Origin of the sequence: Bacillus sp. FCW2, assembly GCF_021228595.1 — a bacterium.
In the GTDB taxonomy this organism is placed as follows: Bacteria; Bacillota; Bacilli; order Bacillales; family Bacillaceae; genus Bacillus; species Bacillus velezensis.
This window is the reverse complement of the sequence record NZ_CP089436.1, coordinates 933,656-958,295: the sequence shown is the minus strand read 5'-3', so window position 1 is coordinate 958,295 and position 24,640 is coordinate 933,656. Positions and strand designations below refer to the sequence as shown.

Sequence of the window (24,640 nt, the reverse complement as noted above, 5' to 3'; positions counted from 1 at the left end):
TCACTCACTTACAAGCGGACGTAAGCCCGTTTTTGCTTCTGCCTTTTGAAACGAATGAACCGTCTGGCGGTTATCCAGGCTTTTGTCCAGCTGGCGGCCGGCCTCTTCCTCAATATCGAATATCTGCATAAACAGCTTCAGCTTTTCATCTGAATCCGCTTCAGCCGCAAGCTCTTTCGCTTTCAGAATCGGGTCGCGCAGCATTTGGTTAATGATGCTTTTCGTATGTTTGCTGAGAAGTTTTTTCTCTCTTACCGTCAGATGAGGCAGCTTGCGCTCAATGCTCTGCATCGTATCGGACTGGATGGACAGCGCCTTTTCACGCAGCGCCGAAATGACCGGCACGACGCCGAGCGTATTAAGCCACTGCTTAAACTCAACAATTGCCGCTTCAATAAACAGCTCGACTTTTTCAGCGGTTTCACGGCGTTCTTGTAAGTTAGCTTCAACGATTCCTTCAAGGTCATCAATATCGTACAGAAAAACACCTTCAAGATCGTTAAGCGCCGGATCGAGGTCTCGCGGCACAGCGATATCCACCATAAATAACGGACGGCCTTTCCGCTGTCTGCCCGCTCTCTCCATCATTTCTTTGGACACGACGAAATCACTTGCGCCTGTCGAACTGATTAAAATATCAGCTTCAGCAAGTGCATGTTCAAGCTGGTTTAAGCTGCGCGCTTCTCCGGAGAAACGGTCAGCAAGCGCTTTTGCCTTCAAAAACGTTCTGTTGATGACCGTTACTTTGCCGATGCCCTGACCGTGCAGGTTTTCTGCGGCGAGCTCGCCCATTTTTCCCGCACCGAGAATCAAAATGTGCTTATTTGACAATGAGCCGAAGATTTTTTTCGCGAGTTCAACGGCGGCGTAACTGACGGAAACGGCATTGGCGCCGATATCGGTTTCGGCATGCGTGCGTTTGCCGACGGTCACCGCCTGTTTAAACAGCTCATTGAAAATGGTGCCGATCGTCTTTTCTGCCTGCGCCGTTTTAAAGCTCGAGCGGACCTGGCCGAGTATTTGCGTTTCTCCGATGACCATGGAATCCAAGCCGCACGCCACACGGAATAAATGCTCGATCGCCGCGTCGCTCTCATAAAATTTCAGAAACGGAGACAGCTCTTCTTTCGGCAGCGAGAACCATTCGGATAAAAATGTTTTTATATAATAACGGCCGGTATGGAGCTGGTCGACCACCGCATATATTTCGGTGCGGTTGCAGGTTGACACGATAATGTTTTCAAGAACGCTTTTTTCTTCTTTTAAACGGAGCATCGCTTCTGCAAGCTCATCCGGCTGAAAACTTATTTTTTCGCGTATTTCAATAGGGGCGGATTTATAATCTACTCCCACAACAAGAATATGCATCGCTTTCATGCACCCCCGTACATCGCAATTTATTTATAATCATTCTAACATAGAATTTATTATTTATAATAATTATAACATAGTTTCTTCGGGAAAATGTGAACAGATTTCAAAAATGTTATGCTATAGTATAAAAAGCTCGTTTCCACTTAATCATCATACTAAAAATCCTTTACTGCGGGTAGGTGACAGGATGAAAAAAACATCAATTTTATTACCGGGACTTCTGCTTGCCGCTTCATTATTCGCATGGCTTCAGAGCGGACAGGTTCACCTGTTTGCGAATCAGGGGGAATGGCCGGTGCTCCTTATGCTCTTGGGCGTCGTGCTCTTGTATCAGGGCAAAAAGGAAGCGGCCGGGCCTCACGTCCTGATCGGCTTGCTTCTTTTCGGCATAGGTTTACACTTTTTCGCCAAACCTGAGCTCTCATGGTGGCCGGGAGATTTTGAAATGATTCTCTTCGTCTTCGGATTCTCCTTATTTACGGCAGCCAGAAAAGAATATGTATACGAAGCGGCTGCCATGATTGGTTTTTCCCTCTTTTTATACTTCTTTAAACAAATTACGGCGTGGCTGGAGTCCGTCCATATTCCGACGGAACACTTCAAAACATACTGGCCGTATGTTTTCATCGGAATCAGCCTTTTATTATTGTTTATCAAGCGGAACAAAACTATACGATAAAACCCAAAACGCACTGCGTTTTGGGTTTTTCATTATCGGCTGATCATTTTTTTAATGGCTCCCCATGCTTCATCTTTGCCTTTTTTCGTTTCAGAGGAAAATAAAATCAGCTCATCTTCAGGATCCATATCAAGCGTCTGTTTGACAACCTTTAAGTGCTTGTCCCATTTTCCTTTTGGAATCTTATCCGCTTTTGTCGCGATAACGATGACGGGAATGCCGTAATACTTCAGGAATTCATACATGTTCACGTCTTCAGCAGACGGCGCGTGCCTGAGGTCGACAATCTGCACGCAGGCTTTCAGCTCTTCGCGGGTCGTCATATAGGTTTCAATCATTCTCCCCCATGCTTCCCGCTCGCTTTTGGAAACTTTCGCAAATCCGTACCCGGGAACGTCGACAAAATGCAATTCATCATTGATGATGTAAAAGTTTAAGGTCTGTGTTTTCCCCGGTTTTGATGACGTTCTGGCCAAGTTTTTCCGATTGATTAATGAATTGATAAAAGATGACTTTCCTACATTTGATCTTCCCGCCAGCGCGATTTCCGGAAGCCCCCCATCAGGGTACTGTTCGGGTTTGACCGCGCTGATCACGATTTCTGACTTTGTGACTTTCATTTCTTCTCTCCTACTAAGGCATGTTCCAAAACGTCATCCAGGTGAGAAACGAATATAAACTTCAGTCCTTCTCTGACGCTTTCTGGAATATCCTCTATATCTTTTTCGTTATCTTTAGGCGCAATAATAGTAGTCAGGCCCGCTCTGTGCGCGCCGAGCGCCTTTTCTTTCAGTCCGCCGATCGGAAGCACGCGGCCCCGCAGCGTGATTTCTCCCGTCATACCGACTTCGCGTTTTACCGCACGGTCCGTTAATGCTGAAACGAGCGCCGTGGCCATCGTAATTCCGGCAGAAGGGCCGTCTTTCGGCACCGCTCCTTCAGGGACATGGATATGAATGTCATACTTCTCATGGAATTTCGGGTCGATTCCGAACTGTTCCGCTTTCGAGCGGACATAACTGAAAGCGGCCTGCGCTGATTCCCGCATGACATCTCCAAGCTTCCCGGTCAGAATCAGCTTTCCTTTTCCCGGTGACAATGACACTTCGATTGACAGCGTATCTCCGCCGACCGTCGTATACGCGAGCCCCGTGACAACCCCGATTTGATCTTCGGTTTCCGCCTGTCCGTATCTGAATATCCGTTTTCCGAGATAGTCGGCCAGATTTTTCTCTGTAACGGTAATGCGTTTTCTCTCCTCAGACACAATGGCTTTCGCAGCCTTTCGGCAAATGGCGGCAATCTGGCGTTCAAGCGTTCTCACGCCGGCTTCCCTCGTGTAGTAGCGGATGATGTCCGTAATCGCCTGATCCCGAATCTGCAGGTTGCTCTTTGTGAGCCCGTGCTCTTTGATTTGTTTCGGAAGCAGGTGGTCCTTCACGATTTCCAGCTTTTCGTTTTCAGTGTAGCCTGACAGGCTGATAATCTCCATTCTGTCTCTGAGAGGTCCCGGTATGGAAGCAAGGTTATTCGCAGTCGCGATAAACAGCACTTTCGATAAATCGAACGTCTCTTCAATATAGTGGTCGCTGAATGTGCTGTTTTGTTCCGGATCCAGCACCTCAAGCATCGCCGAAGACGGATCGCCTCTGAAATCAGACGACATTTTGTCGATCTCATCCAGGAGAAAGACGGGATTTTGTTTACCGGCTTTTTTCATCCCCTGTATAATACGGCCCGGCATCGCTCCGACGTATGTACGCCGGTGCCCGCGGATTTCAGACTCATCGCGCACTCCGCCCAGTGAAATTCTCACAAAACGGCGCCCCATGCTCGTACTGATTGATTTTGCAAGAGATGTTTTACCGACTCCCGGAGGGCCGGCCAGACAAAGAATCGGCCCTTTCAGCGTTTTCGTCAGCTGTTTCACGGCCAAATACTCCAAAATCCGCTCTTTCACTTTCTCTAAGCCGTGGTGCTCTTTATCTAAGATTTCCCCGGCTTTTTTAATGTCAAGTTTATCTTCTGTTTCATCCGACCACGGAAGGGCGATGAGCCAGTCAATATAGTTGCGGATAACAGAGCTTTCCGCTGAGCTTGACGGCACTTTTTCGTAACGGCTTAATTCCTTAAGCGCCGTTTCTTTGACACGCTCAGGCATGCCTGCTTCTTCTATCTTTTCCGTGAGCGACTGAACTTCGCCGGTTTTTCCTTCTTTGTCGCCAAGCTCCTTCTGAATGGCTTTCATCTGTTCACGCAAGTAGTATTCCTTTTGAGTGCGTTCCATCGAACGTTTGACGCGCTGACCGATTTTTTTCTCAATCTCCAGCACTTCTTTTTCATTATGAATGGAACGGATGACCTTATTCAGACGTTCTTTAATATCCGCCGTTTCTAAAATGTCCTGCTTGTCCTTTAATTTCAGCGGGAGATGAGAAGCGACGATATCCGCCATTCTGCCGGGCTCTTCAATATCAGTCACAGCCGCATACGTTTCTGCGGAGATTTTTTTAGAAATTTTTATGTACTGGTCAAAATGGTCCAGCAGCGTCCGCATAAGCGCTTCGTCTTCCACGTCTTTTGAATCATCCTCATGCATCAGCTGTATATCGACCGAAGTATAATCTTCGAGCTCGGTGTATTCAAGAATCTGCGCCCGCTGAATTCCTTCTACAAGCACTCTGATCGTACCGTTGGGCAGCTTCAGCATCTGTTTAATTTTTGTATAAGTGCCGACGGCGAAAATATCCTCTTCACCCGGTTCGTCTATCGAAATATCCTGCTGAGTGGCTAAAAAAATCATATGATCATGCATCATTGCCTGTTCAAGAGCCTGAACCGACTTGTCACGGCCTACATCTAAATGTAAAACCATTGTCGGGTATACCAATAAGCCTCTTAAAGGGAGGAGCGGGATGCTGCGTTTTGTATCTTCTGCCATGTGACTGACACCTCCGTGACTTTAGTATGAACCATTATAATACAACTTTTTCATCGTTGTACAATTCCGGGATCGGGCAAAATCGGCTTATCCGCCTGCCCTGTATATAAAACAGTCTCTTCGTAGTATACCCTTTCTTTCTGTTCTGAAAAAGGAAAAGATGTCCTCCATAAAAAAACCCCATTATAAAAATGGGGTTTATACGGATTCTTTATTCATTTGGATATCAAACGGTTTTTGTTCTGAAGGAGGGTCAACCAATATGACGTCAAGCACTTCCTGGAACGTTTTTACCGCTTTAATGGTGATTCCGTCTATTCGTTTCAGAATGGACTGCTGATTTTCATATGGGATAATGACCGTTTTTGCTCCGGCCTGTTTTGCGGCTTTAATTTTCGGAATGACGCCGCCGATCGGTTTGACAAGCCCCGTCAGGCTGATTTCTCCCGTCATCGCCACCGTATGGTCGATCGGGATGCGGTGAATCGCGGAAAAAATCCCCGCGGCCATCGCGATACCTGCTGAAGGTCCGTCAATCGGGCCTCCGCCCGGAAAATTGACGTGAATGTCATAGTCTGAAGGTTTGATGCCCATTGTGCGCAGAACCGTCAGAACATTTTCCACAGATCCCTTCGCCATGCTTTTGCGGCGGATCGACTTCGATTGGCTGCCGATGCTTTCTTCCTCTGCAATTCCCGTGATATTCAGGCTTCCTTTGTCCTGCGCAGGTGTGACATTCACTTCAATTTCCAGCAATGCGCCGCTGTTCGGCCCGTAGACAGCAAGTCCGTTCACGATGCCGACTTGCGGTTCATCGGCGATTTTCTGCTCATTTTTAGGTGTAAGCTGACTGGAATGAACAACCCATTCTATATCTTCTGTCGTAATTTCTTGTCTGTCCTCAGTCACCGCCATGCCGGCGGCGATCTGGATCATATTGACGGCTTCACGTCCGTTTCTCGTATATGCGGTCAGCACACTGAGAGCTTCGTCAGAAATCTCTTTCTGAATTTTGTCGGCTGCTTTTTTCGCAACGATTTTAAGTTCATCCTTTTCCAGCTCGCGGAAAAATACTTCAAGACAGCGCGAACGGATGGCCGGCGGAATTTCATTCGGCATTCTCGTTGTCGCTCCGATCAAACGGAAATCTGCCGGAAGCCCATTTTGAAAAATATCATGAATGTGATTCGGTATTTGCGTATTTTCTTCACTGTAATACGCACTGTCTAAAAATACTTTTCGATCTTCAAGCACCTTCAGCATTTTATTCATCTGAATCGGATGAAGCTCGCCGATTTCATCAATAAACAATACCCCGCCGTGAGCATGGGTCACAGCCCCCTGTTTCGGCTGCGGAATGCCTGCTTGGCCCATCGCTCCCGCTCCCTGATAAATCGGATCATGCACTGAACCGATAAGCGGATCGGCAATCCCCCGTTCATCAAACCGCGCGGTCGTCGCATCAAGTTCAACAAATACAGCCTGCTTTTGAAACGGTGACTGTTTATGTTTTTTCGCTTCTTCCAATACCAGCCGCGCCGCAGCCGTTTTACCGACTCCCGGAGGACCGTAAATAATGACATGCTGCGGGTTCGGTCCGCAAAGCGCTGCTTTTAACGCTTTAATTCCGTCTTCCTGGCCGACAATGTCCTGAAAGCTTTTCGGCCGTACCTTTTCTGATAAAGGTTCTGATAAACTGATGGCGCGCATTTTGCGCAGCTGTTCCATTTCTTTTTTTGATTCTTTATCTATCGTCACTTTTTGTGTACGCTGGTTTTTGAGCAGATTCCAAAAATATAATCCGATGACTATCCCGAAAAACAGCTGTACAAATAATGCGATCCCTGTCCAACTCATGCTGGTCCCTCCTGAAAAAACGATTTATGTATCCAATTCATTCCTCTGTCCGCTAGTATCTCCCAGCAAAGCCCGGAATAAACATTTTCAGAAGGGTCAGGACAAGAAAAAAACCTCCTGATCAATTCGAGTCAGGAGGTTTTGTCATGTTATGCTGATGTTTTATCTTGGCCGACAACTGTGCCGTCTTTTAATACAAGACGCGGTGCTTCACCGTCTGCGACTGTCGCTCCGGTAATGACACATTTTTCAATATCATCGCGGGACGGCAGATCAAACATGACGTCAAGCATGATGCCTTCAATGATAGAACGCAGGCCGCGTGCGCCTGTTTTACGCTCGATCGCTTTTTTCGCAATTTCAGATAATGCCTCGTCTTCAAATTCAAGCTCGACATCATCAAGTTCTAACATTTTCTTGTATTGTTTGACGAGTGCGTTTTTCGGTTTAGTCAGAATTTCAACCAGTGCCGTTTCGTCAAGCTGCTCAAGGCTTGCAATGACAGGAAGACGGCCGATGAATTCAGGAATCAGCCCGAAACGGAGCAAGTCTTCCGGAAGAACTTTAGAAAGCAGTTCTTCTTTTTCAAGGTCTGCCGCTTTATTATCAGAGCCGAAGCCGATGACTTTTTGTCCGAGACGGCGTTTGATGATTTGTTCAATGCCGTCAAATGCACCGCCGCAAATGAACAAGATGTTCGTCGTATCGATCTGGATGAATTCCTGATGAGGATGTTTGCGTCCTCCTTGAGGCGGCACGCTTGCAACCGTTCCTTCAAGAATTTTCAGCAGCGCCTGCTGAACGCCTTCGCCTGATACGTCGCGTGTAATGGACGGATTTTCAGATTTTCGCGCTACTTTATCGATTTCATCGATATAAATAATGCCTTTTTCTGCTTTTTCCACATCATAGTCTGCTGCCTGAATCAGCTTGAGGAGGATGTTTTCTACGTCCTCACCGACATATCCGGCTTCAGTCAGAGATGTAGCGTCCGCGATCGCAAACGGCACGTTCAGAATACGCGCAAGCGTCTGGGCAAGAAGTGTTTTCCCGCTTCCAGTCGGTCCGATTAAAGAAATATTACTTTTAGAAAGCTCAACATCATCCACTTTACTGTTGGAATTGATGCGTTTGTAATGGTTGTATACCGCAACCGCAAGTGATTTCTTCGCCTGATCCTGTCCGATGACATATTCATTCAGAATCTCACGGATTTCCTGCGGCTTCGGAACGTCTTTAAATTCGACTTCTTCTTCCGTACCAAGCTCTTCCTCTACGATTTCTGTACAGAGCTCAATACATTCGTCGCATATATATACACCCGGTCCTGCAACCAGCTTACGAACCTGATCTTGCGTTTTTCCGCAGAACGAGCATTTCAATTGTCCTTTTTCCTCGTTGAATTTAAACATTCTTTCACCCCTTAATCTTGTCTCACTTTTTCTTTTACCTGAAGGGCAAAAGAAAACGGTTCTTGCTACGATCGAGTATGTATTGCATTTTACCATACTTTCCAGTAAGACGGTAACAATGTGTTTCGCACTTGCACATTCTATATGTATGACGAAAAACAGCCCGGCAATGACTATCTTGCCCCAAGAAAAAGAGTTATATCATAATTGTACAAAACAAGGCACGAATTAATCGCGCCCTGTTTTATTATGTCTATTATTATGAACCATATTAACGGTTTTCTACAAGAAAATCAATTGCTTTTCGAACTTTTAAATCTTCTTTCATCGCGTCAGTTGAACCGATTGCCTGCTTGATGTTTTCAACCGGCATGTTGTAAGCTTCAGCCATTTTAGTCAGCTCAGCTTCAACTTCTTCGTCCGTTACTTCAAGGTTTTCTGCTTGAGCGATCGCTTCAAGAGTCAGGTTTGATTTTACGCGTTTTGCGGCATCTTCTTTCATTTGCTCTTTTAACGCGTTTTCGTCTTGGCCTGAGAATTGAGTGTAAAGCTCAAGGTTCATGCCTTGCATTTGCAGACGCTGTTCGAATTCTTTCAGCATGCGGTCAAGCTCAGTGTCGATCATCGCTTGAGGAACATCAGCTTCAGCGTTTTCAGATGCTTTCAGAACAAGCTCTTCACGCAATTTAGCGTCAGCTTCGTTTTCTTTTGCTTCTTCAAGGCGTTTTTTTGTTTTCTCAGTTAATTCAGCAAGCGTTTCAACTTCTTCGTCAATGTCTTTTGCGAATTCGTCGTTAAGCTCAGGAAGCTCTTTCGCTTTGATTTCATGAATTTTCACTTTGAAAACAGCTGGTTTTCCGGCAAGCTCTTCAGCGTGGTACTCTTCAGGGAATGTTACTTCAACATCCTTTTCAGCGCCTGCTTCAAGGCCTGTTAACTGCTCTTCGAAGCCCGGGATGAATGAACCTGATCCTACTTCAAGTGAGTAGTTCTCAGCTTTTCCGCCTTCAAACGCTTCGCCGTCAACGAAACCTTCGAAGTCAAGAACGACTGTATCGCCGTTTTCAACAGCGCCTTCTTCTTTCACGACAAGCTCAGCCTGACGCTCTTGAAGCGCTTTAAGTTCGTTTTGTACATCTTCGTCAGTAACGGCAGTGTCATCTTTTTCGATTCCTAAGCCTTTGTAGTCGCCAAGTTTCACTTCAGGTTTTACGGTCACTTTTGCAGTGAAAATCAAGCTTTCGCCTTTTTCGATTTTTTCAACATCGATTTCAGGGCGGTCTACAGGCTCAATGCCGGCTTCTTCAACCGCTTTAGGGTATTCTACAGGAAGTAAAATATCTAAAGCATCCTGGTAAAGAGCTTCAACGCCGAAACGCTGTTCGAATAAACCGCGGGGAACTTTCCCTTTGCGGAATCCAGGAATAGAAACCTGTTTTACTACTTTTTTAAATGCATCATCAAGAGCTGTTTTGAACGTATCCGCATCAACTTCAACCGTTAATACGCCTTCATTGCCTTCTTGTTTTTCCCATTTTACAGACATGTGTTTCCCTCCAAAAATCTATTCAGGTTGTGTCGGTCTTCCATTCTAAAGCAATCCGCGGCTTTGTCAAAGAAAAAACCGCTTTGAATCAGAATCATTATGTAATGAACTGGCAGCCTGTCCAACCGTAATTCTCATTTCAGTTAAACCGCTATACATAAATACAACCACTATATTATAACATAACGCCTACCGCTTTCAACTATATGGCGTGATTTACAAATAAGAAATTTCTTCAATATCCTTAATCATCGTGCAGGCTTCTTCGAGTTCGCGGCTGTCAAACTCGTACATCATATGAAGTTCCTCCGGCTCAATGTCAATGCCGTGCATCTCGTAACCGACCTTATGAAGCGCCGCCGCCCATAAATCTGCGTTCAAAAACTTCGGCATAAAAGGGTGCAGGACATACAGATGCCTTCTCCACAGCTCCTCGACGGCAGCGTATAATGTAGGGTTTTCATTGCCGAGCGTTTCATCAAGCACCCGGAGAACGCGATGCAAAATCGGAGCCGCATCAGGCTGAACCGTTTCACTCGGAACCGCGGTCATTGAATCGCCGAATTTTGTAATATGGACCGGCTTGCTGTAGTCATGCTCCGCCATCAGCGTCAAAATCATCGTCTTGATAAGCGGATGCGCGGCCGGATCTTGAAGAATTGTTTTTAAGAGACCCGTGTATTTTGCAATATTGCGGTCTTTAAGAGAATGAATCAGATTCATTTGTTCAGCGGGGCTGTTCAGCACTTTTTCCGCATCAAGAATGTCCTCGTATTCCTCCTCCCATGCTTCATCCTGCTGGTCGGGATCGGTCATTTTGCGGCTGAATTCGAGCAGCCGGTAGAATTGCTCCGCACTTTCTGCGGGCAGCTGATTTTCTTCCAGCACAGCTTCAATTGTGCTTTTGACTTCTTCATATTGTTTCAGCTGAATTAAAATGGTCATGTACACCTGCAGTACGGTAAAATAATGGCCGTACCCTTCATTCAGCATTTTCTCGCAAACTTGTTTTGCTTCTTCCAATTCCCCGAGTTCCAGAAAACAAATCGCCATGCCTAAATGTACGTCGGACTCGGTATCACCGTGGCTTACCGCCTCTGAGAACAGTTCGAGGGCCTCCTGATACTGTTTATCCTTCATGGCGGCCATCCCTTTATCAACCAAGCGTTCTTTCAGACGGGGGAAAGGAATGATATCAGCTTTTTTCTTGTCATGCGTCATACTTTATTTCCTTTCAGGCGCTATTTTGTTCAAGTGTATCAACACGCGTCATGAAACACAAGAAAGGATGGTGCGCACGGTAAAAAAAGCCGCCGGACAGATGCCGGGCGGCTTTTTTCAGGCTTGAAGCCATGAACTTCTTTTCGATTCAAACTGCTGAATGTCGTCCTCCAGCAGAAGCGTTAATGAAATTTCATCATAACCGTTTATCAGCATTTCCTTCCAGTGCGGATCGACTTCAAATGAAATCTCTTTTCCTTCACTGTCGTGAATGAGCTGGTTTTCCAAATCAACCGTCATGTTAAGAGACTGATTTTCATATTGACCGGCGAGTTTTTTCCACTGATCATACGGCATACGGATGGGAAGCATACCGTTTTTAAAACAGTTTTGATGAAAAATATCGGCAAATGACGGAGCAATGATGATTTTGAAGCCGTAATCATCCAGCGCCCAAGGAGCGTGCTCACGGGATGATCCGCAGCCGAAATTCTCTCCGGCAATTAATATGGACGCGCCTTCATAGACTTTGCGGTTTAATTCAAATTCAGGATCAGGCTCACCGTTCTCGAGGTATCTCCAATCAAAAAACGCGAATCTGCCGTATCCGGTTCTTTCAATTCTTTTCAAAAACTGTTTCGGAATAATCTGGTCCGTATCGACGTTGATCCGGTTTAAGACGGCCGCTTTTCCCGTATGCGTTTTTAAAGGTTCCATCTTTTCGCGCACTCCTTACACAACTGTTTTTTCTTGATAAAACTTTCTTACATCGACGAAATGCCCGTGAATGGCCGCCATTGCCGCCATCGCCGGACTGACAAGGTGTGTTCTCGCGCCTTTTCCCTGTCTGCCTTCGAAGTTGCGGTTGGAAGTGGAAGCGCATCGTTCCCCTTCAGGCACGACATCATTGTTCATACTGAGGCACATGCTGCATCCTGATTCTCTCCATTCAAAGCCGGCCTCGAGAAACACGCGGTGCAGCCCTTCTTCCTCGGCCTGCTGTTTCACGCTTTGAGAACCCGGCACCACAATGGCTCTGACGCTGTCAGCGACTTTTCGGCCTTTGATCATATCCGCAGCCTGGCGAAGATCGGTCATCCGCGAATTTGTACAGGAGCCGATAAACACATGCTCGACTTTAATATCTTCAATTTTTTGATTCGGTGCGATTCCCATGTATTCGTACGCGCGGATGGCTTCTTTTTTACCGTCTTCAGAATCAATGGTTTCCGGCGCCGGTATTTGGGCATCGACCGGAAGAACCATGCCGGGATTGACGCCCCATGTTACCATTGGAGAAATCTCGCTGCCGTCTAACACGATGGAATGATCGTATACGGCGCCCGGATCGGTTTGTAACGCTTTCCATTCTGCGGCGGCTTTTTCAAATTCCTCGCCTTTTGGCGCGTATTTACGGTTTTTACAATATTCAATCGTCGTGTCATCTGGAGCGATCAGTCCCGCCCGTGCTCCCGCTTCTATTGACATATTGCAGACCGTCATGCGTTCGTCCATAGACATGTTTCTGAATACTTCCCCGGTGTATTCAATGACATATCCGGTACCGAATTTCACCCCGTATTTTCCGATGACCGACAAGATGACATCCTTCGCGGTCACTCCTTTTTGGAGCGTTCCGTCAACGCGGATTTCAAGCGTTTTCGGCCGCTGCTGCCATAATGTCTGTGTGGAAAGAACATGTTCCACCTCACTTGTGCCGATACCGAAGGCAAGCGCTCCGAACGCGCCGTGAGTCGATGTATGGCTGTCTCCGCAAACGATCGTTTTTCCCGGAAGTGTCAGACCAAGCTCAGGCCCGACCACGTGAACGATTCCCTGGTCTGCGCTGTGAAGATCCGCAAGACGGACGCCGAACTCCTCACAATTCCGTTCAAGCGCGGTTACTTGGCGCTTTGCGACTTCATCTTTAATGTCAAAACGGTTGACGGTCGGAATATTGTGGTCCATCGTCGCGAATGTGTTCTGCGGCCGTCTGACCTTTCTCCCCTTCTGCCTTAACCCTTCAAACGCCTGAGGAGACGTCACCTCATGAATTAGGTGCAGATCAATATAGAGAAGGTCGGGTTTTCCTTCACCGCTTTTTACAACATGCCGATCCCAAATCTTTTCGATGATTGTTCGAGGCATCATCTTTGTTTCCTCCCTCTACCTATGAACTAAGACCGCTTTCTTTAAAGCGTCACACTATAGATTTTGTATTCGAGCCGGCTAATGCGGCTTTTACTTTTTCAGTAATGTCATGCGTTCCGGCATATTGGCCGTCCCGGGCGATATCACGTGTACGGCTGCCGTCTGCAAGCACCTTTGCGACCGCCTTTTCCACCGCCTGAGCTTCGTTTTCAAGCCCGAAAGATGTTCTCAAAAGCATCGCCGCTGATAAAATCGCCGCAAACGGATTGGCCATCCCTTTACCGGCGATGTCAGGCGCAGATCCATGCACGGGTTCAAACAAGTGAAGACCTGAACTTGATAAACTGGCTGACGGCAGCATGCCGAGCGAACCTGTCAGCATGGAAGCTTCATCGCTTAAAATATCGCCGAACATATTCTCAGTTACAATGACGTCAAACTGGCTCGGAGCGTAGATGAGCTGCATCGCGGCATTATCGACAAGCATATGTTCAAGCGTCACATCAGGAAATTCTTTTGCGATTTCATCCGCTGTTTCACGCCATAGCCTGCTTGAAGAAAGCACATTCGCCTTATCGACGGACGTCACTTTTCCTTTTCTGCCGGCAGCCATCTTAAAAGCTTCTCTGACAACGCGTGCGATTTCTTCTTTCTTATAAAAAAGAGTATCGACCGCTTCCTTTTCTCCCGCTTCATTGACATACTGTCTGCTCGGTTCTCCGAAATAGAGGCCGCCCGTCAGTTCCCTGACGATTACAAAGTCGACGCCGCTGATATATTCTTTTTTCAGCGGAGACGCCTCAGACAGGCTTTCAAATACGGTCACGGGACGCAGATTGGCAAACAGGCCGAGTTTTTTTCTGATGCCGAGCAGGCCTTTTTCCGGTCTGAGCTCTGGAGGATTTTGGTCCCATTTCGGTCCGCCGACTGCCCCGAGCAGGATGGCGTCGGATCTTTCACAAAGAGCCACCGTCTCCTCAGGAAGGGGGTTTTGATGGGCGTCAATAGCTGCTCCCCCGATCAGTCCGTTTTCAAATTCAAATTCATGTCCGAATTGTTCGGCAACGCTTTTCAATACATCTGCCGCTGATTCCGCCACTTCCGGTCCGATTCCGTCACCGGGCAGCAAAGCAATGCGTTTTTTCAAATCAAACGTTCTCCTTTCTATTACGAGCCGACCGCAGTCTGTCTCTTTAATCCGTCTAAATTGCAATCCAGCACCAACTGCCGGTTCACGGCGTTCAGATAAGCTTTAGCAGAAGCTTCCAGAACATCCTGCGCGATTCCCCGCCCTGATGTTTCTTTTCCGTTCACGGTCACTCTGACAAAAACTTGAGCCAGCGCGTCTTCGCCTTTCCGGTTGGATTGGATGCGGTAGTCTGTCAGTTCAATATTTTTATCGATGCAGCGCCCGAGCGTATTATAAACGGCTTCTACGCTGCCCGCCCCCGTTGCCGCCTCTTGAATCAGCTGTTCGTTTTCCTGATTTTTTAAAGAGACTGTTGCAGTCGGCACCTGAGACGTCCCGTAATGCACTTGCAGAGACAAAAATTCATAGCCGATTTTTTTGTCCGTCACTTTTTCTTCTAAAATAAGAGAAATCAAGTCATCATCGGTGATTTCTTTTTTCTTTTCGGTCAGTTCTTTAAACATCGTAAAAAATTTATTGATTTCCTCACTATCAAACTGGAATCCAAGCGCATTCAGGCGGTCTTTGAACGCATGGCGTCCGGAATGCTTTCCGAGTACGAGCGCATCAGCAGTCACGCCGACAAGTTCCGGTGAAATGATTTCATATGTTGATTTTTCTTTCAGGAAACCGTCTTGGTGAATGCCGGACTCATGTGCGAAAGCGTTATCTCCGACGATTGCTTTATTGCGGGGAACGGCCATGCCCGTCAGTTTGCTGACAAGATCACTCGTCCGCTTCAATTCATGAAGATTGAGGGATGAATCGGCTTGATGCGCGTCATTTCTGACATGAAGCGCAACGGCGATTTCCTCTAGCGCGGCGTTCCCGGCTCTTTCTCCTATGCCGTTAATGGCGCATTCAATTTGATCTGCGCCGTTCTCAATTGCCGAAAGTGAGTTGGCAACCGCCATTCCGAGATCATCGTGGCAATGGGCTGAAAGCTTTACCCGGCCGATATTCGGAACGTGTTCCTTCATATATTTAAAGATGTTTCCGTATTCAGCCGGCGTCAGGTAACCTACAGTGTCCGGCAGGTTGATGACGCTCGCGCCGGCATCAATCACTTTTTCTACGATTTCAGCCAGAAACGGAAGTTCGGTGCGGCATGCGTCTTCTGCTGACCATTGAACGATCGGAAAGCGTTCTTTTGCATACTTCACCATTTCAACCGCTTTTTCCTTAACCTCTTCCCGCGTCATTTTCAGCTTATGCTTCAGATGAATGTCAGAGGTGGCGATAAAGATGTGAATCCGCGGGCTGGCCCCGTCTTTCAGCGCTTCCCAGGCTGCGTCGATGTCACCTTTGACAGATCGGGCAAGCCCTGTTACCGAACAATTTTTAATCGTTCTTGCGATTTCCTGCACGGCTAAAAAATCACCTCGGGATGAAGCGGGAAATCCCGCTTCAATAATGTCCACCCCGAGTCTTTCAAGCTGCTTGGCTATCGCCAGTTTCTCCCGGGAATTGAGGTTGACCCCGGGGGATTGTTCACCGTCACGAAGGGTCGTGTCGAAAACATTAATTTTGCGCAACGGAGACCACCGCTTCCTTCTTTTTGCCTTGTTTGACAAACGGCATCATTTCACGAAGCTGTCTGCCGACCTTTTCAATCTGATGCTCGTTTTCACTTGCATTGATCGCATTGAAACGAGGACGGTTCACTTGGTTTTCCACGATCCATTCTTTTGCGAATGTACCGTTTTGAATATCCGTTAATACTTGTTTCATCGATTCTTTTACCTTCGCATCGACTACGCGCGGTCCTGATACAAAGTCTCCCCATTGAGCCGTATCGGAGATAGAGTATCTCATGCCCGCCAATCCTTCTTCATACATCAAGTCTACGATCAACTTCAGTTCGTGCAGACACTCGAAGTATGCGAGTTCAGGCTGGTAGCCGGCTTCTGTCAGCGTTTCAAAACCCGCTTTGACAAGCGCTGTTAAACCTCCGCACAGAACAGCCTGCTCACCGAACAAATCCGTTTCCGTTTCTTCCTTAAATGTTGTTTCAAGAACGCCCGCACGCGCTCCGCCGATTCCTTTTGCATAAGCAAGAGCCGTATCTTTCGCTTCGCCTGATACATCCTGGTAGATGGCAAACAATGCCGGTACGCCCGCGCCTTGTTCATATGTTCTTCTGACAAGGTGTCCAGGTCCTTTAGGGGCGACAAGGAATACATCCACATCAGCAGGAGGCACGATCTGATGGAAATGGACGTTAAATCCGTGTGCGAATACCAATGACTTGCCCGCCGTCAATTCATCTTTGATTTCAGATTCATATACTTTTTGCTGCTGTTCATCCGGAAGAAGAACCATAATGATATCAGCCTGGGCAGCCGCTTCTCTTACCGAAAAGACTTTATGACCGTCTTCTTGGGCCTGTGTAAATGATTTGCCTTGTCTGACGCCGACAATGACATCAATTCCGCTTTCTTTTAAGTTCAGCGCGTGTGCATGACCTTGTGAACCGTAACCGATAATCGCTACTTTTTTACCTGCCAATACGTTCTCTTTGATATCACCGTTATAATATACTTTTACCATTTTAATCTCTCCCTTTTTTGTGTTATACAATTGAAATTGTTTTATTGGATGACGCCTTCTGCTGGGTTCCCCTCGCAAAAGCCGTTGTGCCCGTTCTCGCGATTTCTTTAATTCCGTAAGGTTTGAGAAGCTCTATGAGCGCTTCGATTTTATTAGATTCGCCGGTAACCTGAACGACGATGCTGTCTCTTGAGACATCAACGACGGAAGCTCTGAACGGCTCAATGATTCCATTGATTTCCGTTCTGGCCGACGGTGCGGAAACAACTTTGATTAATGCCAGCTCACGCTGTACAATTGATTGGTTTGTAATATCCGTCACTTTCAGGACGTCAATTTGTTTGTTAAGCTGCTTTGTCAGCTGCTCTACGTCATTTTCGCCTTCCACATGGACGACAAATGTAATCCTTGAAACACCGCTTGTTTCCGTGTGGCCTACAGTGATGCTTTCGATATTATAGTGTCTTTTTGTAAACAGGCCGGTGATCCGGTTTAATACTCCCGAGCGGTTGACCACCGTTAATGTGATAATGCGTTTCAAGGTTTCACCCCCACCATTTCATGAAGTCCTTTACCCGGCGCAATCATCGGGAATACTTTCTCGCTTTTGGCGACCCGGACGTCAATAACGGCCGGTTCTTTTGATGAAAGCGCCTTTTTAAGCTCTTCTTCCGCCTCTTCTTCCGATGAAATCCGGACGCCTTTAATGCCGTAGGCTTCTGACAATTTGACAAAGTCAGGCTGCGCCGAGAATTTGGATTCAGAGTAGCGTTCTTCATAGAAGATTTCCTGCCACTGTCTGACCATGCCCAGACATTCGTTGTTCAAGATAACCACTTTGACAGGAAGATTCAGCTGCCGGATGACATCTAATTCCTGAAGGGTCATCTGAAAACCGCCGTCTCCGAGGATGGCAACGACCGTGGCGTTACGATCGGCCAGCTGCGCTCCGATAGCCGCCGGAAGGCCGAAGCCCATTGTGCCGAGCCCCCCCGAGGTCACCCACTTATCAGCCTTTCGGAAAGGATAAAACTGAGCCGCCCACATCTGGTGCTGGCCGACATCCGTCGCCACAATCGCCTCTCCGTTTGTGAATTGGTGAATATACTCAATCAGCTTTTGGGGTTTCAAGCCCTCTTCTCTGTTGTCTGTATACCAAAGCGGATATTCTTCTTGCCATTCTGAAAGCTGCTGTTTCCATTCCTCTGTTTGTCCCTGTTTTCCGTTTTGCTTCAATAATTCCTGAAGGACGATTTTACTGTCGCCGACCACCGGAATCTGCGTTTCGATAATTTTTCCGATTTCAGCAGGATCAATATCGATATGCGCTACTTTGGCCGATTTTGCAAAATGCTTCAGATTTCCGGTCACGCGATCATCGAACCGCGCTCCGATGCTGATCAACAAGTCACAGTGGTAAAGCGCCATATTCGCTGTGTATGTGCCGTGCATCCCCGCCATTCCCAGAAAAAGAGGATGGTCTGCCGGGAAACCGCCCAGACCGAGAAGCGTGTGGGCTACCGGTATTTGCTGCTGTTCGGCATAATTTTTTAAATCTTCTGAAGCTTTACCGTGCAAAACACCCGCTCCGGCTAAAATAACCGGCTTTTTCGCACTGCTGACAGCTTCCACGAGCTTTCGGATCTGCAGATAGTTAGGCTCTTTTACCGGCTGATAACCCGGAAGGCTGATCTCGTGATCATATCTGAACTCTCCTTCAAATGCTGCGACATCCTTCGGTATATCAATTAATACCGGGCCCGGTCTTCCCGTCGTGGCGATATGGAACGCCTCTTTAATCACACGGGGGAGATCTTCCGGACGGCGGACTTGGTAGCTGTGTTTCGTAATCGGCATCGTAATTCCTAAAATGTCGGCTTCCTGGAAAGCGTCGCTGCCGATGACCGAAGTGGCCACCTGACCGGTAAACACTACGAGCGGCAATGAATCTATCATCGCATCCGCAAGACCGGTAACTAAATTTGTCGCTCCGGGTCCGGAGGTAGCAATCACAACCCCCGGCTTTCCGGAGACTCTCGCATACCCTTCAGCCGCATGAATCGCGCCTTGCTCGTGGCGGGGCAGGATGTGAACCAGCCCTGATTGATACAGTTTATCGTAAATCGGAAGGACGGCTCCCCCCGGATAGCCGAAGATCATCTCGACATTTTCTTTCTTTAATGATTCAATCAGCATCAGAGCCCCGTTCATTGTTTTTGTACAATCGGCAGACAAAGAATCCGCCTGTACATTTGTGCCCATTTTCAGTTCCTCCTTTTCAATGTTCCCTTCTAAAATCCAATTCATAAAACGCAGCGCCGGCTGACGCAAATAAAAAAGCCTTCCCACCCACATTCAGCCAAGCATTTCATGCGATAGCCAAAAGGGGCGAAAAGGCTTTGCTCTCCGCGGTACCACCCTTGTTTACGGTCATATGCAGACCGTCTCATGGATAATGATTATCCGTTTTGATAACGAGTAAACATTGCGTTCACTCGGCCGAGTCCTACTCTTTACATTTCAGACCGGCACTCTGAGGGGAGTTCACTTTGATTTGTTTTACCGGCTCTCAGCGTTACCGGCTCTCTGTGAAAAACTTCAGCAAAGCTACTTATCCTCTTCTGCGCTTTTTATTATGGCAGCTCTTTTATTAAAAAAGAACCTTCATTTGTTTGTTTTTTTAGTGTTTTATGATTTTTCTTTTTAGCGTGAATCATTTATTTATTTTTGTTTGAACTCATATTACGCCCGTTTGCAGACAGTGTCAACAGCATTTTTATAATTATTAGACAATTTAGATTAATCAATCTACTTTGTATACGCTTTCATTACTGGTACAAAGGGATCTGTAAATATTAAAAGTTTTTATCATTTTTTTATTAATCTCTCAAGATTACATGAAATTTTTCCGTTCATATACGAATATGTCACATTTTATTACACAATTTTTCTCTGTCCTTCCGGCATGCTTGTCAGATATTCTGTTCGATTGAACAGGCTCTTTCTACAGACATACGCATACACTGTTCTTATCTCGTAAGAAATGAGTGATGTCATGAATAAGATGTTATCAGGCATGCAGGGCCTGCCTCCTGGATTTCCGCCTTTACCGGTCTTACCGCCGCAGTCTTATTATCCTCCGGCCCCGATGCATACAGCACCATATCAAGGCGGCCCTTCTTTTCAGCAGGGATTCCCGTCATCCGGATACGGACAGCAGACCCCGCAAAGCACGCTGTCATTCGCCGGGCAGCAATTCGTTCCGTACCCTTATACATCCGGGTACTACGGCCAATCCTTCAGTGACGTCGGCGGAAGCCTCGGCGCCGGGTCCCATCCCGGCGCGCTCGGGGGCGGTTTCAGCGGCCATGCCGGGGGCTTCAGCGCTCCGAGCGGATTCAGATGATACAAAAACCGGTCTCACACGGCCGGTTTCTTTTCTTATTCACAGAGTATAACGGTCATTCCATTGATTCATTTCCTGCTCCGTATAGTAATCAGCCCTTGAAACCTCAACAATGATTAAACCGCATTGAGTGATTAAAAATTGCTTCAGTTCCTCAAACAGCTCGTCTTTTCCGCAAAAGATCGTTTCTATATTGTGATTTTTATATGCAAATGCGTACTTCAAAAGCTAATTCCTCCTGCTGTCTTTCTATCAATTATTGACAAAACGCATGATAGAAATTAGATAATTTATCACTCAAGGGCGCCTTAAGTATCTTTATACATATATTTATTACGGTAAATATTACATTAAGTTTCATTTATATTAAAATTACTTTACAATTTTCATCAAATACGGAACTTTTGTTTCGTAAAATTAAAAATAAAATACAAAAAAACCTCAAACCCATTGTCAGGGCTTGAGGTTTTTTATACGTCCCAGGAGAGATTCGAACTCCCGACCGACGGCTTAGAAGGCCGTTGCTCTATCCGGCCTTCATCCTTTACATATCGCTATCGTTACGTTCATGTATAACGGTCACTTTCCGAACTTTGACCGATTGACTTACTTTCTATTATATTTGCTTACACTTTATAATTCAAGCATTCATATAGTAGAAAACAACCCTATTTAAAAGGTAAAACAGTTGTACTTAAATCTGCTATAAAACGTAAAGGTATTTATTTAAAGGAGTGGTTTCATGAGAGATAACAAAGAATGCTGTCCCTATTGCGATGCTGATGCAACCCACGATAATACCTGTAACACCAAGTAAGCTATGAAAGAATCGATGAGTCATTGTGTATACAACAATGGCATATCCATTTCAACAATATGTACTTTAATGCTCTGTGTGATATCTTTCCACTCGTTTAAAATCCTCTCTTTGTTACGACCTAGCCTATCTAATGAATGTATGTATAACGTATCTCCTTTTCGCAAACGCAATTTCAAAGCTTGGTATTGAGGTCTATTGAAGTCTTTCCCGATTTGCTTATCGATATGTATATCACGCTCATCAATTCCAAGAGCATACATACTATCCAGTTGTCATGCTTCATTTTGGTCTCTGCTGCTTACTCTAACGTGTCCAAATTCTTTGTTGTCCATAATTGATTCCACCTTGAGGCATCGGTATCTTTTCTTTGATATCACTTATAAGTCTACACCCTCTGCTATCGATATTATTATCGAACTCGAATAGGGTTTCACTGCAACTCTTATTACTTTACCATGTTAAATCACATTGAGAATCTGAGTCGTATCGAAAATTTACCGATTGTAGTTTGTGAATGAGAGTGGTTCTGTATCAAACCAATACCACAACTTGGCATGTATACAACCATAAAAGACACCCAATTAATTTGGATGCCTTCTTTTGTAACTATTTTACTTGTTCTCGTAGCACTTCTTTTAACAATTCAATCGCATTTTCTTCACTTGGGTCATTTGTTCCAAGTTCACCTCGGAAGGCTTTTGAGAGGATGGATTGTTTTAAGAGTTCTATACTGTTTTCAAGGAATAGATATTGACTTGCTTCATATTCTTTATCTAGTAAATTCTTTATTTTATCCATTATAACTTCATGTTCTCTTAGCGATGGAACTGGAACTAAAACTTCATTTAGAATTTTTAAATTTATGTTTTTTTGTGCGGTTGCAGGAGCGTAATGTTCTAAATCATTTTTAATCGTGCTTATATAGTAATGGACAAATTCTGAAGACACAATCTCTTCAAACGGAACAAAACCGACAACACTATCTGGAAAGCAACAAGGGAACTTCAAAATAGCTGTATCTGCGATATTAGCTGCAATTGTAATACATACAGTACCTATAGGAAATAATTTACTCTGGTTATAACCAAACTCACTTAATGTTTGAGAGAAATCCTCTACATAGTCACTCGATCTAGCTACATCACCAGTTTGAATAAACGGATATTCCCCTCCAAATAACTTAGGGTCATTTCTAGGTCTATGTTTAGATTTTCCTCTTTGTAATTCTCCTATTTCACCAAGTTTCTTCCATTCCCAACCATGAGGTAGTTTAAAAGGACCTAAATTACCAGATTGTTCTATAGGCTCTAACTTATCACACTGATTTTCTTCTCTCCACTTTCTTGTTAACTCCCCATGAAACGCCTTATCCAAAATTGCCGCTCGACGAAGTTCAAACGTTTCCTTCGCTTCTTCAATCAACTGCTTTGCTTCTTCAATTTTACTTAAAAGCCGCTCCACTTTCTCAGCAATCCGTTTTTGTTCAGATAGAGGAGGTAAAGGGAAATGCATGTTATCCATAGCCTTTGGAGAAACCCTTGGCAGATTTATACCATTACTGTTTTCATTAGCATACTGTAATACTTGAGGTAATCCTAAGTACATGTTTAATAATTTATTAGTACTTATATTTTTATTACGATACACAAGTATGTCGGTTGATGCTACCCCGTCAAATTCTACATGAGCATGCTTATTAAGATATGGTCGTAACTTTCCATATAATACATCATTCTTTTTGAAAACTACTTTTTTACTTTTTACGCCTTCCGTATTACCAACTTCTAATATACCTCCCCCTTTATTCATGTGTTCTAAACCAATATACTTTTCGTTCCCTGTGGGTTGAATTTGTTCTTTCACTTGTTCAAATACGCATTCAAGTTTAGTCCACACCCAATTTTCTGGCACTTCATACGGTTGTTCTTCATCTGGTACTACTGCTTCTTCTAACAATTCCTCGATGTTCTTCTTTTTCTTACTCACTGTTTGACCCCCCCATCTTCTTCAACAGCACGCAATTCTTCAACTACTTCATTTAATAAATCCATTGCTTGTTGAAGCTTAGCAATTGCTTCTTCTGCTGATTCAATCGGGCCTGGTAGGTTTACATAAGATGATAAAGACTCGTCAGCAATTAATCCAATATCTAAACTATCATCTTTTTTTGCGATATCTTCTCGTGTAAACACATTCCAACGCTCATCTTCTATCTTAGAACGGTCTTCTGCCACATATGCCTTCATGAAGTTTTCAAAATGAGCCATTGTTAGCTGATTACGTTTTCCAAATGAAGTCATATTTGTACGAAGGTCATAGACCCAAACATCTTTCGTGTTATCTTGGTCTGTTGTTCCCCTTGTAAAGAATAAGACATTCGTTTTTACACCTTGCGCATAAAAAATTCCTGTTGGTAAGCGTAAAATCGTGTGTAGATTACACTTGTTCATCAAGTCACGACGAATTTGTGCGCCAATACCACTTTCGAACAACACGTTGTCGGGCAAGACAACCGCTGCTCTTGCATTTCCATCATCTTTTAAAGCGTTATAAATCAACTGTAAGAAATTCAACTGTTTATTCGATGTTTCAAACGTTAAATCGTCACGGGATACCCGTTCCCCGCCTTTTTTTGTACCGAACGGCGGATTTGTTAAAATAACATCAAAGTTCTTCATCCATTTCCCGTTGCCCGATAACGTGTCTCCTTGTTCCAAACGACCTTCGATATTATGAAGCAACGCATTCATGAGTGCCAGACGATGCGTATCTTTAACAAGTTCCATCCCTACAAAGGCTTCTTTCTTTTGGAACTCGGCTTCTTGTGGTTCTATATCAAAGTAATCATCTGTTTGATTCTTTAAATATTGGTCTGCAGCAATCATGAAACCGAATGTTCCAGCTGCAGGGTCAGCACACCGCTCACCAATTTTCGGGTCAATTAATTGAACCATCACATCAATTAATACACGAGGTGTGAAGTATTGCCCCGCTCCCGATTTCTTTTCACTGGCATTCTTCTCTAACAATCCTTCATAAAGATTGCCCAGTCCTTCTTCTTTTGCATTGTACCAATCAAGGGCATCAATCGATTTAATAATCTTCTCTAAGTTTTTCGGCTCAGCAATACTTGTAGAAGCATCACTGTATATTAGACGCAGCCGCTCATTTTCACTGCTTCCTAATTCAAGTAATAATCGCTGATAAAATGTCTTTAATTCCAAACCTTCTTTTTCTAACAAATCATCCCATCGATATCCTTCTGGAATCACACCTTCTGTTTCCTGCTCCTTCATCATTTTGAGGAATAATAAGTAGGTTAACTCTGTTACATATTGCTGATAGGTAATCCCATCATCACGTAACACATTACATAAATTCCATAGTTTTTGAACGATTTCTTGGTTGTTCATTTTTCAGCCTCCTGCTAACTCCGAGTATATTTTAATGTTGGATTCTCATTCAAACCTCATTAAAGTGAAAATCAAAGATAA

At 45.2% G+C, this 24,640-nt stretch carries 19 protein-coding genes, 1 pseudogene and 1 other annotated feature; of the genes and pseudogenes, 2 read left to right on the top strand and 18 right to left on the bottom strand.

Annotation, left to right across the window (positions count from 1 at the left end; genetic code table 11):
- Positions 1-1,368 carry a glutamyl-tRNA reductase gene (gene hemA, locus K3G25_RS04795; RefSeq protein WP_003152628.1) on the bottom strand — a complete coding sequence of 456 codons (1,368 nt, stop codon included), beginning with the start codon at positions 1,366-1,368 and terminating at the stop codon, positions 1-3.
- Positions 1,369-1,561: 193 nt separating this feature from the next.
- Between hemA and K3G25_RS04790 the strand changes: the two genes are divergently transcribed.
- Positions 1,562-2,053: a hypothetical protein gene (locus tag K3G25_RS04790; RefSeq protein WP_232489609.1), complete on the top strand. Its 492-nt coding sequence runs from the start codon at positions 1,562-1,564 to the stop codon at positions 2,051-2,053.
- 32 nt (positions 2,054-2,085) lie between these two features.
- On the opposite strand, the gene yihA is transcribed toward K3G25_RS04790, so the two are convergent.
- The 13 genes from yihA to ilvB form a co-directional block, all read right to left on the bottom strand.
- Positions 2,086-2,673 (bottom strand): ribosome biogenesis GTP-binding protein YihA/YsxC, encoded by a 588-nt coding sequence (yihA, locus tag K3G25_RS04785; protein ID WP_003152626.1) that lies wholly within the window; start codon positions 2,671-2,673, stop codon positions 2,086-2,088.
- Positions 2,670-4,994 carry an endopeptidase La gene (gene lon / locus K3G25_RS04780; RefSeq protein WP_007612896.1) on the bottom strand — a complete coding sequence of 775 codons (2,325 nt, stop codon included), beginning with the start codon at positions 4,992-4,994 and terminating at the stop codon, positions 2,670-2,672. The genes yihA and lon overlap by 4 nt, the downstream gene beginning before the upstream one ends.
- A gap of 198 nt (positions 4,995-5,192) precedes the next feature.
- Entirely contained in the window at positions 5,193-6,851 is a 1,659-nt protein-coding gene (gene lonB / locus K3G25_RS04775; protein WP_014418557.1) for an ATP-dependent protease LonB, read from the bottom strand.
- Between the two features lie 149 nt (positions 6,852-7,000).
- Positions 7,001-8,263 (bottom strand): ATP-dependent protease ATP-binding subunit ClpX, encoded by a 1,263-nt coding sequence (gene clpX / locus K3G25_RS04770; protein ID WP_007408149.1) that lies wholly within the window; start codon positions 8,261-8,263, stop codon positions 7,001-7,003.
- A gap of 271 nt (positions 8,264-8,534) precedes the next feature.
- Entirely contained in the window at positions 8,535-9,809 is a 1,275-nt protein-coding gene (tig, locus tag K3G25_RS04765) for a trigger factor (protein ID WP_003152618.1), read from the bottom strand.
- Between the two features lie 216 nt (positions 9,810-10,025).
- The gene (gene ddcA / locus K3G25_RS04760) at positions 10,026-11,030 is read right to left on the bottom strand and encodes a DNA damage checkpoint antagonist DdcA (RefSeq protein ID WP_021494396.1); all 1,005 of its coding nucleotides are present in this window, start codon (positions 11,028-11,030) and stop codon (positions 10,026-10,028) included.
- Positions 11,031-11,147: 117 nt separating this feature from the next.
- Positions 11,148-11,747: a 3-isopropylmalate dehydratase small subunit gene (gene leuD, locus K3G25_RS04755; RefSeq protein WP_007408146.1), complete on the bottom strand. Its 600-nt coding sequence runs from the start codon at positions 11,745-11,747 to the stop codon at positions 11,148-11,150.
- A 15-nt stretch (positions 11,748-11,762) separates the two neighbouring features.
- Complete coding sequence (gene leuC, locus K3G25_RS04750) at positions 11,763-13,181, bottom strand: 3-isopropylmalate dehydratase large subunit (RefSeq protein ID WP_014418559.1); 1,419 nt, start codon at positions 13,179-13,181, stop codon at positions 11,763-11,765.
- A 49-nt stretch (positions 13,182-13,230) separates the two neighbouring features.
- On the bottom strand, positions 13,231-14,328 hold the full coding sequence (gene leuB, locus K3G25_RS04745) for a 3-isopropylmalate dehydrogenase (RefSeq protein ID WP_003152604.1): 1,098 nt from the start codon (positions 14,326-14,328) through the stop codon (positions 13,231-13,233).
- A gap of 20 nt (positions 14,329-14,348) precedes the next feature.
- A complete protein-coding gene (locus tag K3G25_RS04740; RefSeq protein ID WP_021494398.1) occupies positions 14,349-15,905 on the bottom strand; it encodes a 2-isopropylmalate synthase in 1,557 nt (518 codons plus the stop codon).
- Complete coding sequence (gene ilvC / locus K3G25_RS04735; protein WP_014418562.1) at positions 15,892-16,920, bottom strand: ketol-acid reductoisomerase; 1,029 nt, start codon at positions 16,918-16,920, stop codon at positions 15,892-15,894. The genes K3G25_RS04740 and ilvC overlap by 14 nt, the downstream gene beginning before the upstream one ends.
- 22 nt (positions 16,921-16,942) lie before the next feature.
- Positions 16,943-17,461 carry an acetolactate synthase small subunit gene (gene ilvN, locus K3G25_RS04730; protein WP_003152598.1) on the bottom strand — a complete coding sequence of 173 codons (519 nt, stop codon included), beginning with the start codon at positions 17,459-17,461 and terminating at the stop codon, positions 16,943-16,945.
- Positions 17,458-19,182 carry an acetolactate synthase large subunit gene (gene ilvB, locus K3G25_RS04725; RefSeq protein WP_095272632.1) on the bottom strand — a complete coding sequence of 575 codons (1,725 nt, stop codon included), beginning with the start codon at positions 19,180-19,182 and terminating at the stop codon, positions 17,458-17,460. Before ilvB ends, ilvN begins: the two co-directional genes overlap by 4 nt.
- 119 nt (positions 19,183-19,301) lie before the next feature.
- Positions 19,302-19,553, bottom strand: a binding site (T-box leader).
- A 422-nt stretch (positions 19,554-19,975) separates the two neighbouring features.
- Here ilvB and K3G25_RS04720 point away from each other — a divergent pair.
- Positions 19,976-20,326 carry a DNA helicase gene (locus tag K3G25_RS04720; RefSeq protein WP_176464754.1) on the top strand — a complete coding sequence of 117 codons (351 nt, stop codon included), beginning with the start codon at positions 19,976-19,978 and terminating at the stop codon, positions 20,324-20,326.
- Between the two features lie 39 nt (positions 20,327-20,365).
- Here the strand turns inward: K3G25_RS04720 and K3G25_RS04715 are convergent, their stop codons facing one another.
- From K3G25_RS04715 to K3G25_RS04700, 4 genes and pseudogenes are all read right to left on the bottom strand, one after another.
- The gene (locus K3G25_RS04715; protein WP_007408136.1) at positions 20,366-20,551 is read right to left on the bottom strand and encodes a hypothetical protein; all 186 of its coding nucleotides are present in this window, start codon (positions 20,549-20,551) and stop codon (positions 20,366-20,368) included.
- 615 nt (positions 20,552-21,166) lie between these two features.
- Positions 21,167-21,406 (bottom strand): annotated as a pseudogene (locus K3G25_RS04710) (recombinase family protein); the annotation flags it as partial.
- Positions 21,407-21,752: 346 nt separating this feature from the next.
- Positions 21,753-23,132, bottom strand: coding sequence for a restriction endonuclease subunit S (locus K3G25_RS04705; RefSeq protein WP_232489608.1), 1,380 nt, complete (start codon positions 23,130-23,132; stop codon positions 21,753-21,755).
- Positions 23,129-24,559: a class I SAM-dependent DNA methyltransferase gene (locus tag K3G25_RS04700; protein ID WP_025649697.1), complete on the bottom strand. Its 1,431-nt coding sequence runs from the start codon at positions 24,557-24,559 to the stop codon at positions 23,129-23,131. The genes K3G25_RS04705 and K3G25_RS04700 overlap by 4 nt, the downstream gene beginning before the upstream one ends.
- Between the last annotated feature and the right edge of the window lie 81 nt (positions 24,560-24,640).

Coding starts and splice junctions, on each gene's coding strand:
- clpX (WP_007408149.1), bottom strand. CDS start 8,263: ATGTTTAAATTCAACGAGGAAAAAGGACAATTGAAATGCTCGTTCTGC.
- lonB (WP_014418557.1), bottom strand. CDS start 6,851: ATGAGTTGGACAGGGATCGCATTATTTGTACAGCTGTTTTTCGGGATA.
- K3G25_RS04720 (WP_176464754.1), top strand. CDS start 19,976: ATGAATAAGATGTTATCAGGCATGCAGGGCCTGCCTCCTGGATTTCCG.
- leuC (WP_014418559.1), bottom strand. CDS start 13,181: ATGATGCCTCGAACAATCATCGAAAAGATTTGGGATCGGCATGTTGTA.
- ddcA (WP_021494396.1), bottom strand. CDS start 11,030: ATGACGCATGACAAGAAAAAAGCTGATATCATTCCTTTCCCCCGTCTG.
- ilvB (WP_095272632.1), bottom strand. CDS start 19,182: ATGGGCACAAATGTACAGGCGGATTCTTTGTCTGCCGATTGTACAAAA.
- lon (WP_007612896.1), bottom strand. CDS start 4,994: ATGGCAGAAGATACAAAACGCAGCATCCCGCTCCTCCCTTTAAGAGGC.
- hemA (WP_003152628.1), bottom strand. CDS start 1,368: ATGCATATTCTTGTTGTGGGAGTAGATTATAAATCCGCCCCTATTGAA.
- K3G25_RS04700 (WP_025649697.1), bottom strand. CDS start 24,559: ATGAACAACCAAGAAATCGTTCAAAAACTATGGAATTTATGTAATGTG.
- yihA (WP_003152626.1), bottom strand. CDS start 2,673: ATGAAAGTCACAAAGTCAGAAATCGTGATCAGCGCGGTCAAACCCGAA.
- tig (WP_003152618.1), bottom strand. CDS start 9,809: ATGTCTGTAAAATGGGAAAAACAAGAAGGCAATGAAGGCGTATTAACG.
- leuD (WP_007408146.1), bottom strand. CDS start 11,747: ATGGAACCTTTAAAAACGCATACGGGAAAAGCGGCCGTCTTAAACCGG.
- K3G25_RS04790 (WP_232489609.1), top strand. CDS start 1,562: ATGAAAAAAACATCAATTTTATTACCGGGACTTCTGCTTGCCGCTTCA.
- ilvC (WP_014418562.1), bottom strand. CDS start 16,920: ATGGTAAAAGTATATTATAACGGTGATATCAAAGAGAACGTATTGGCA.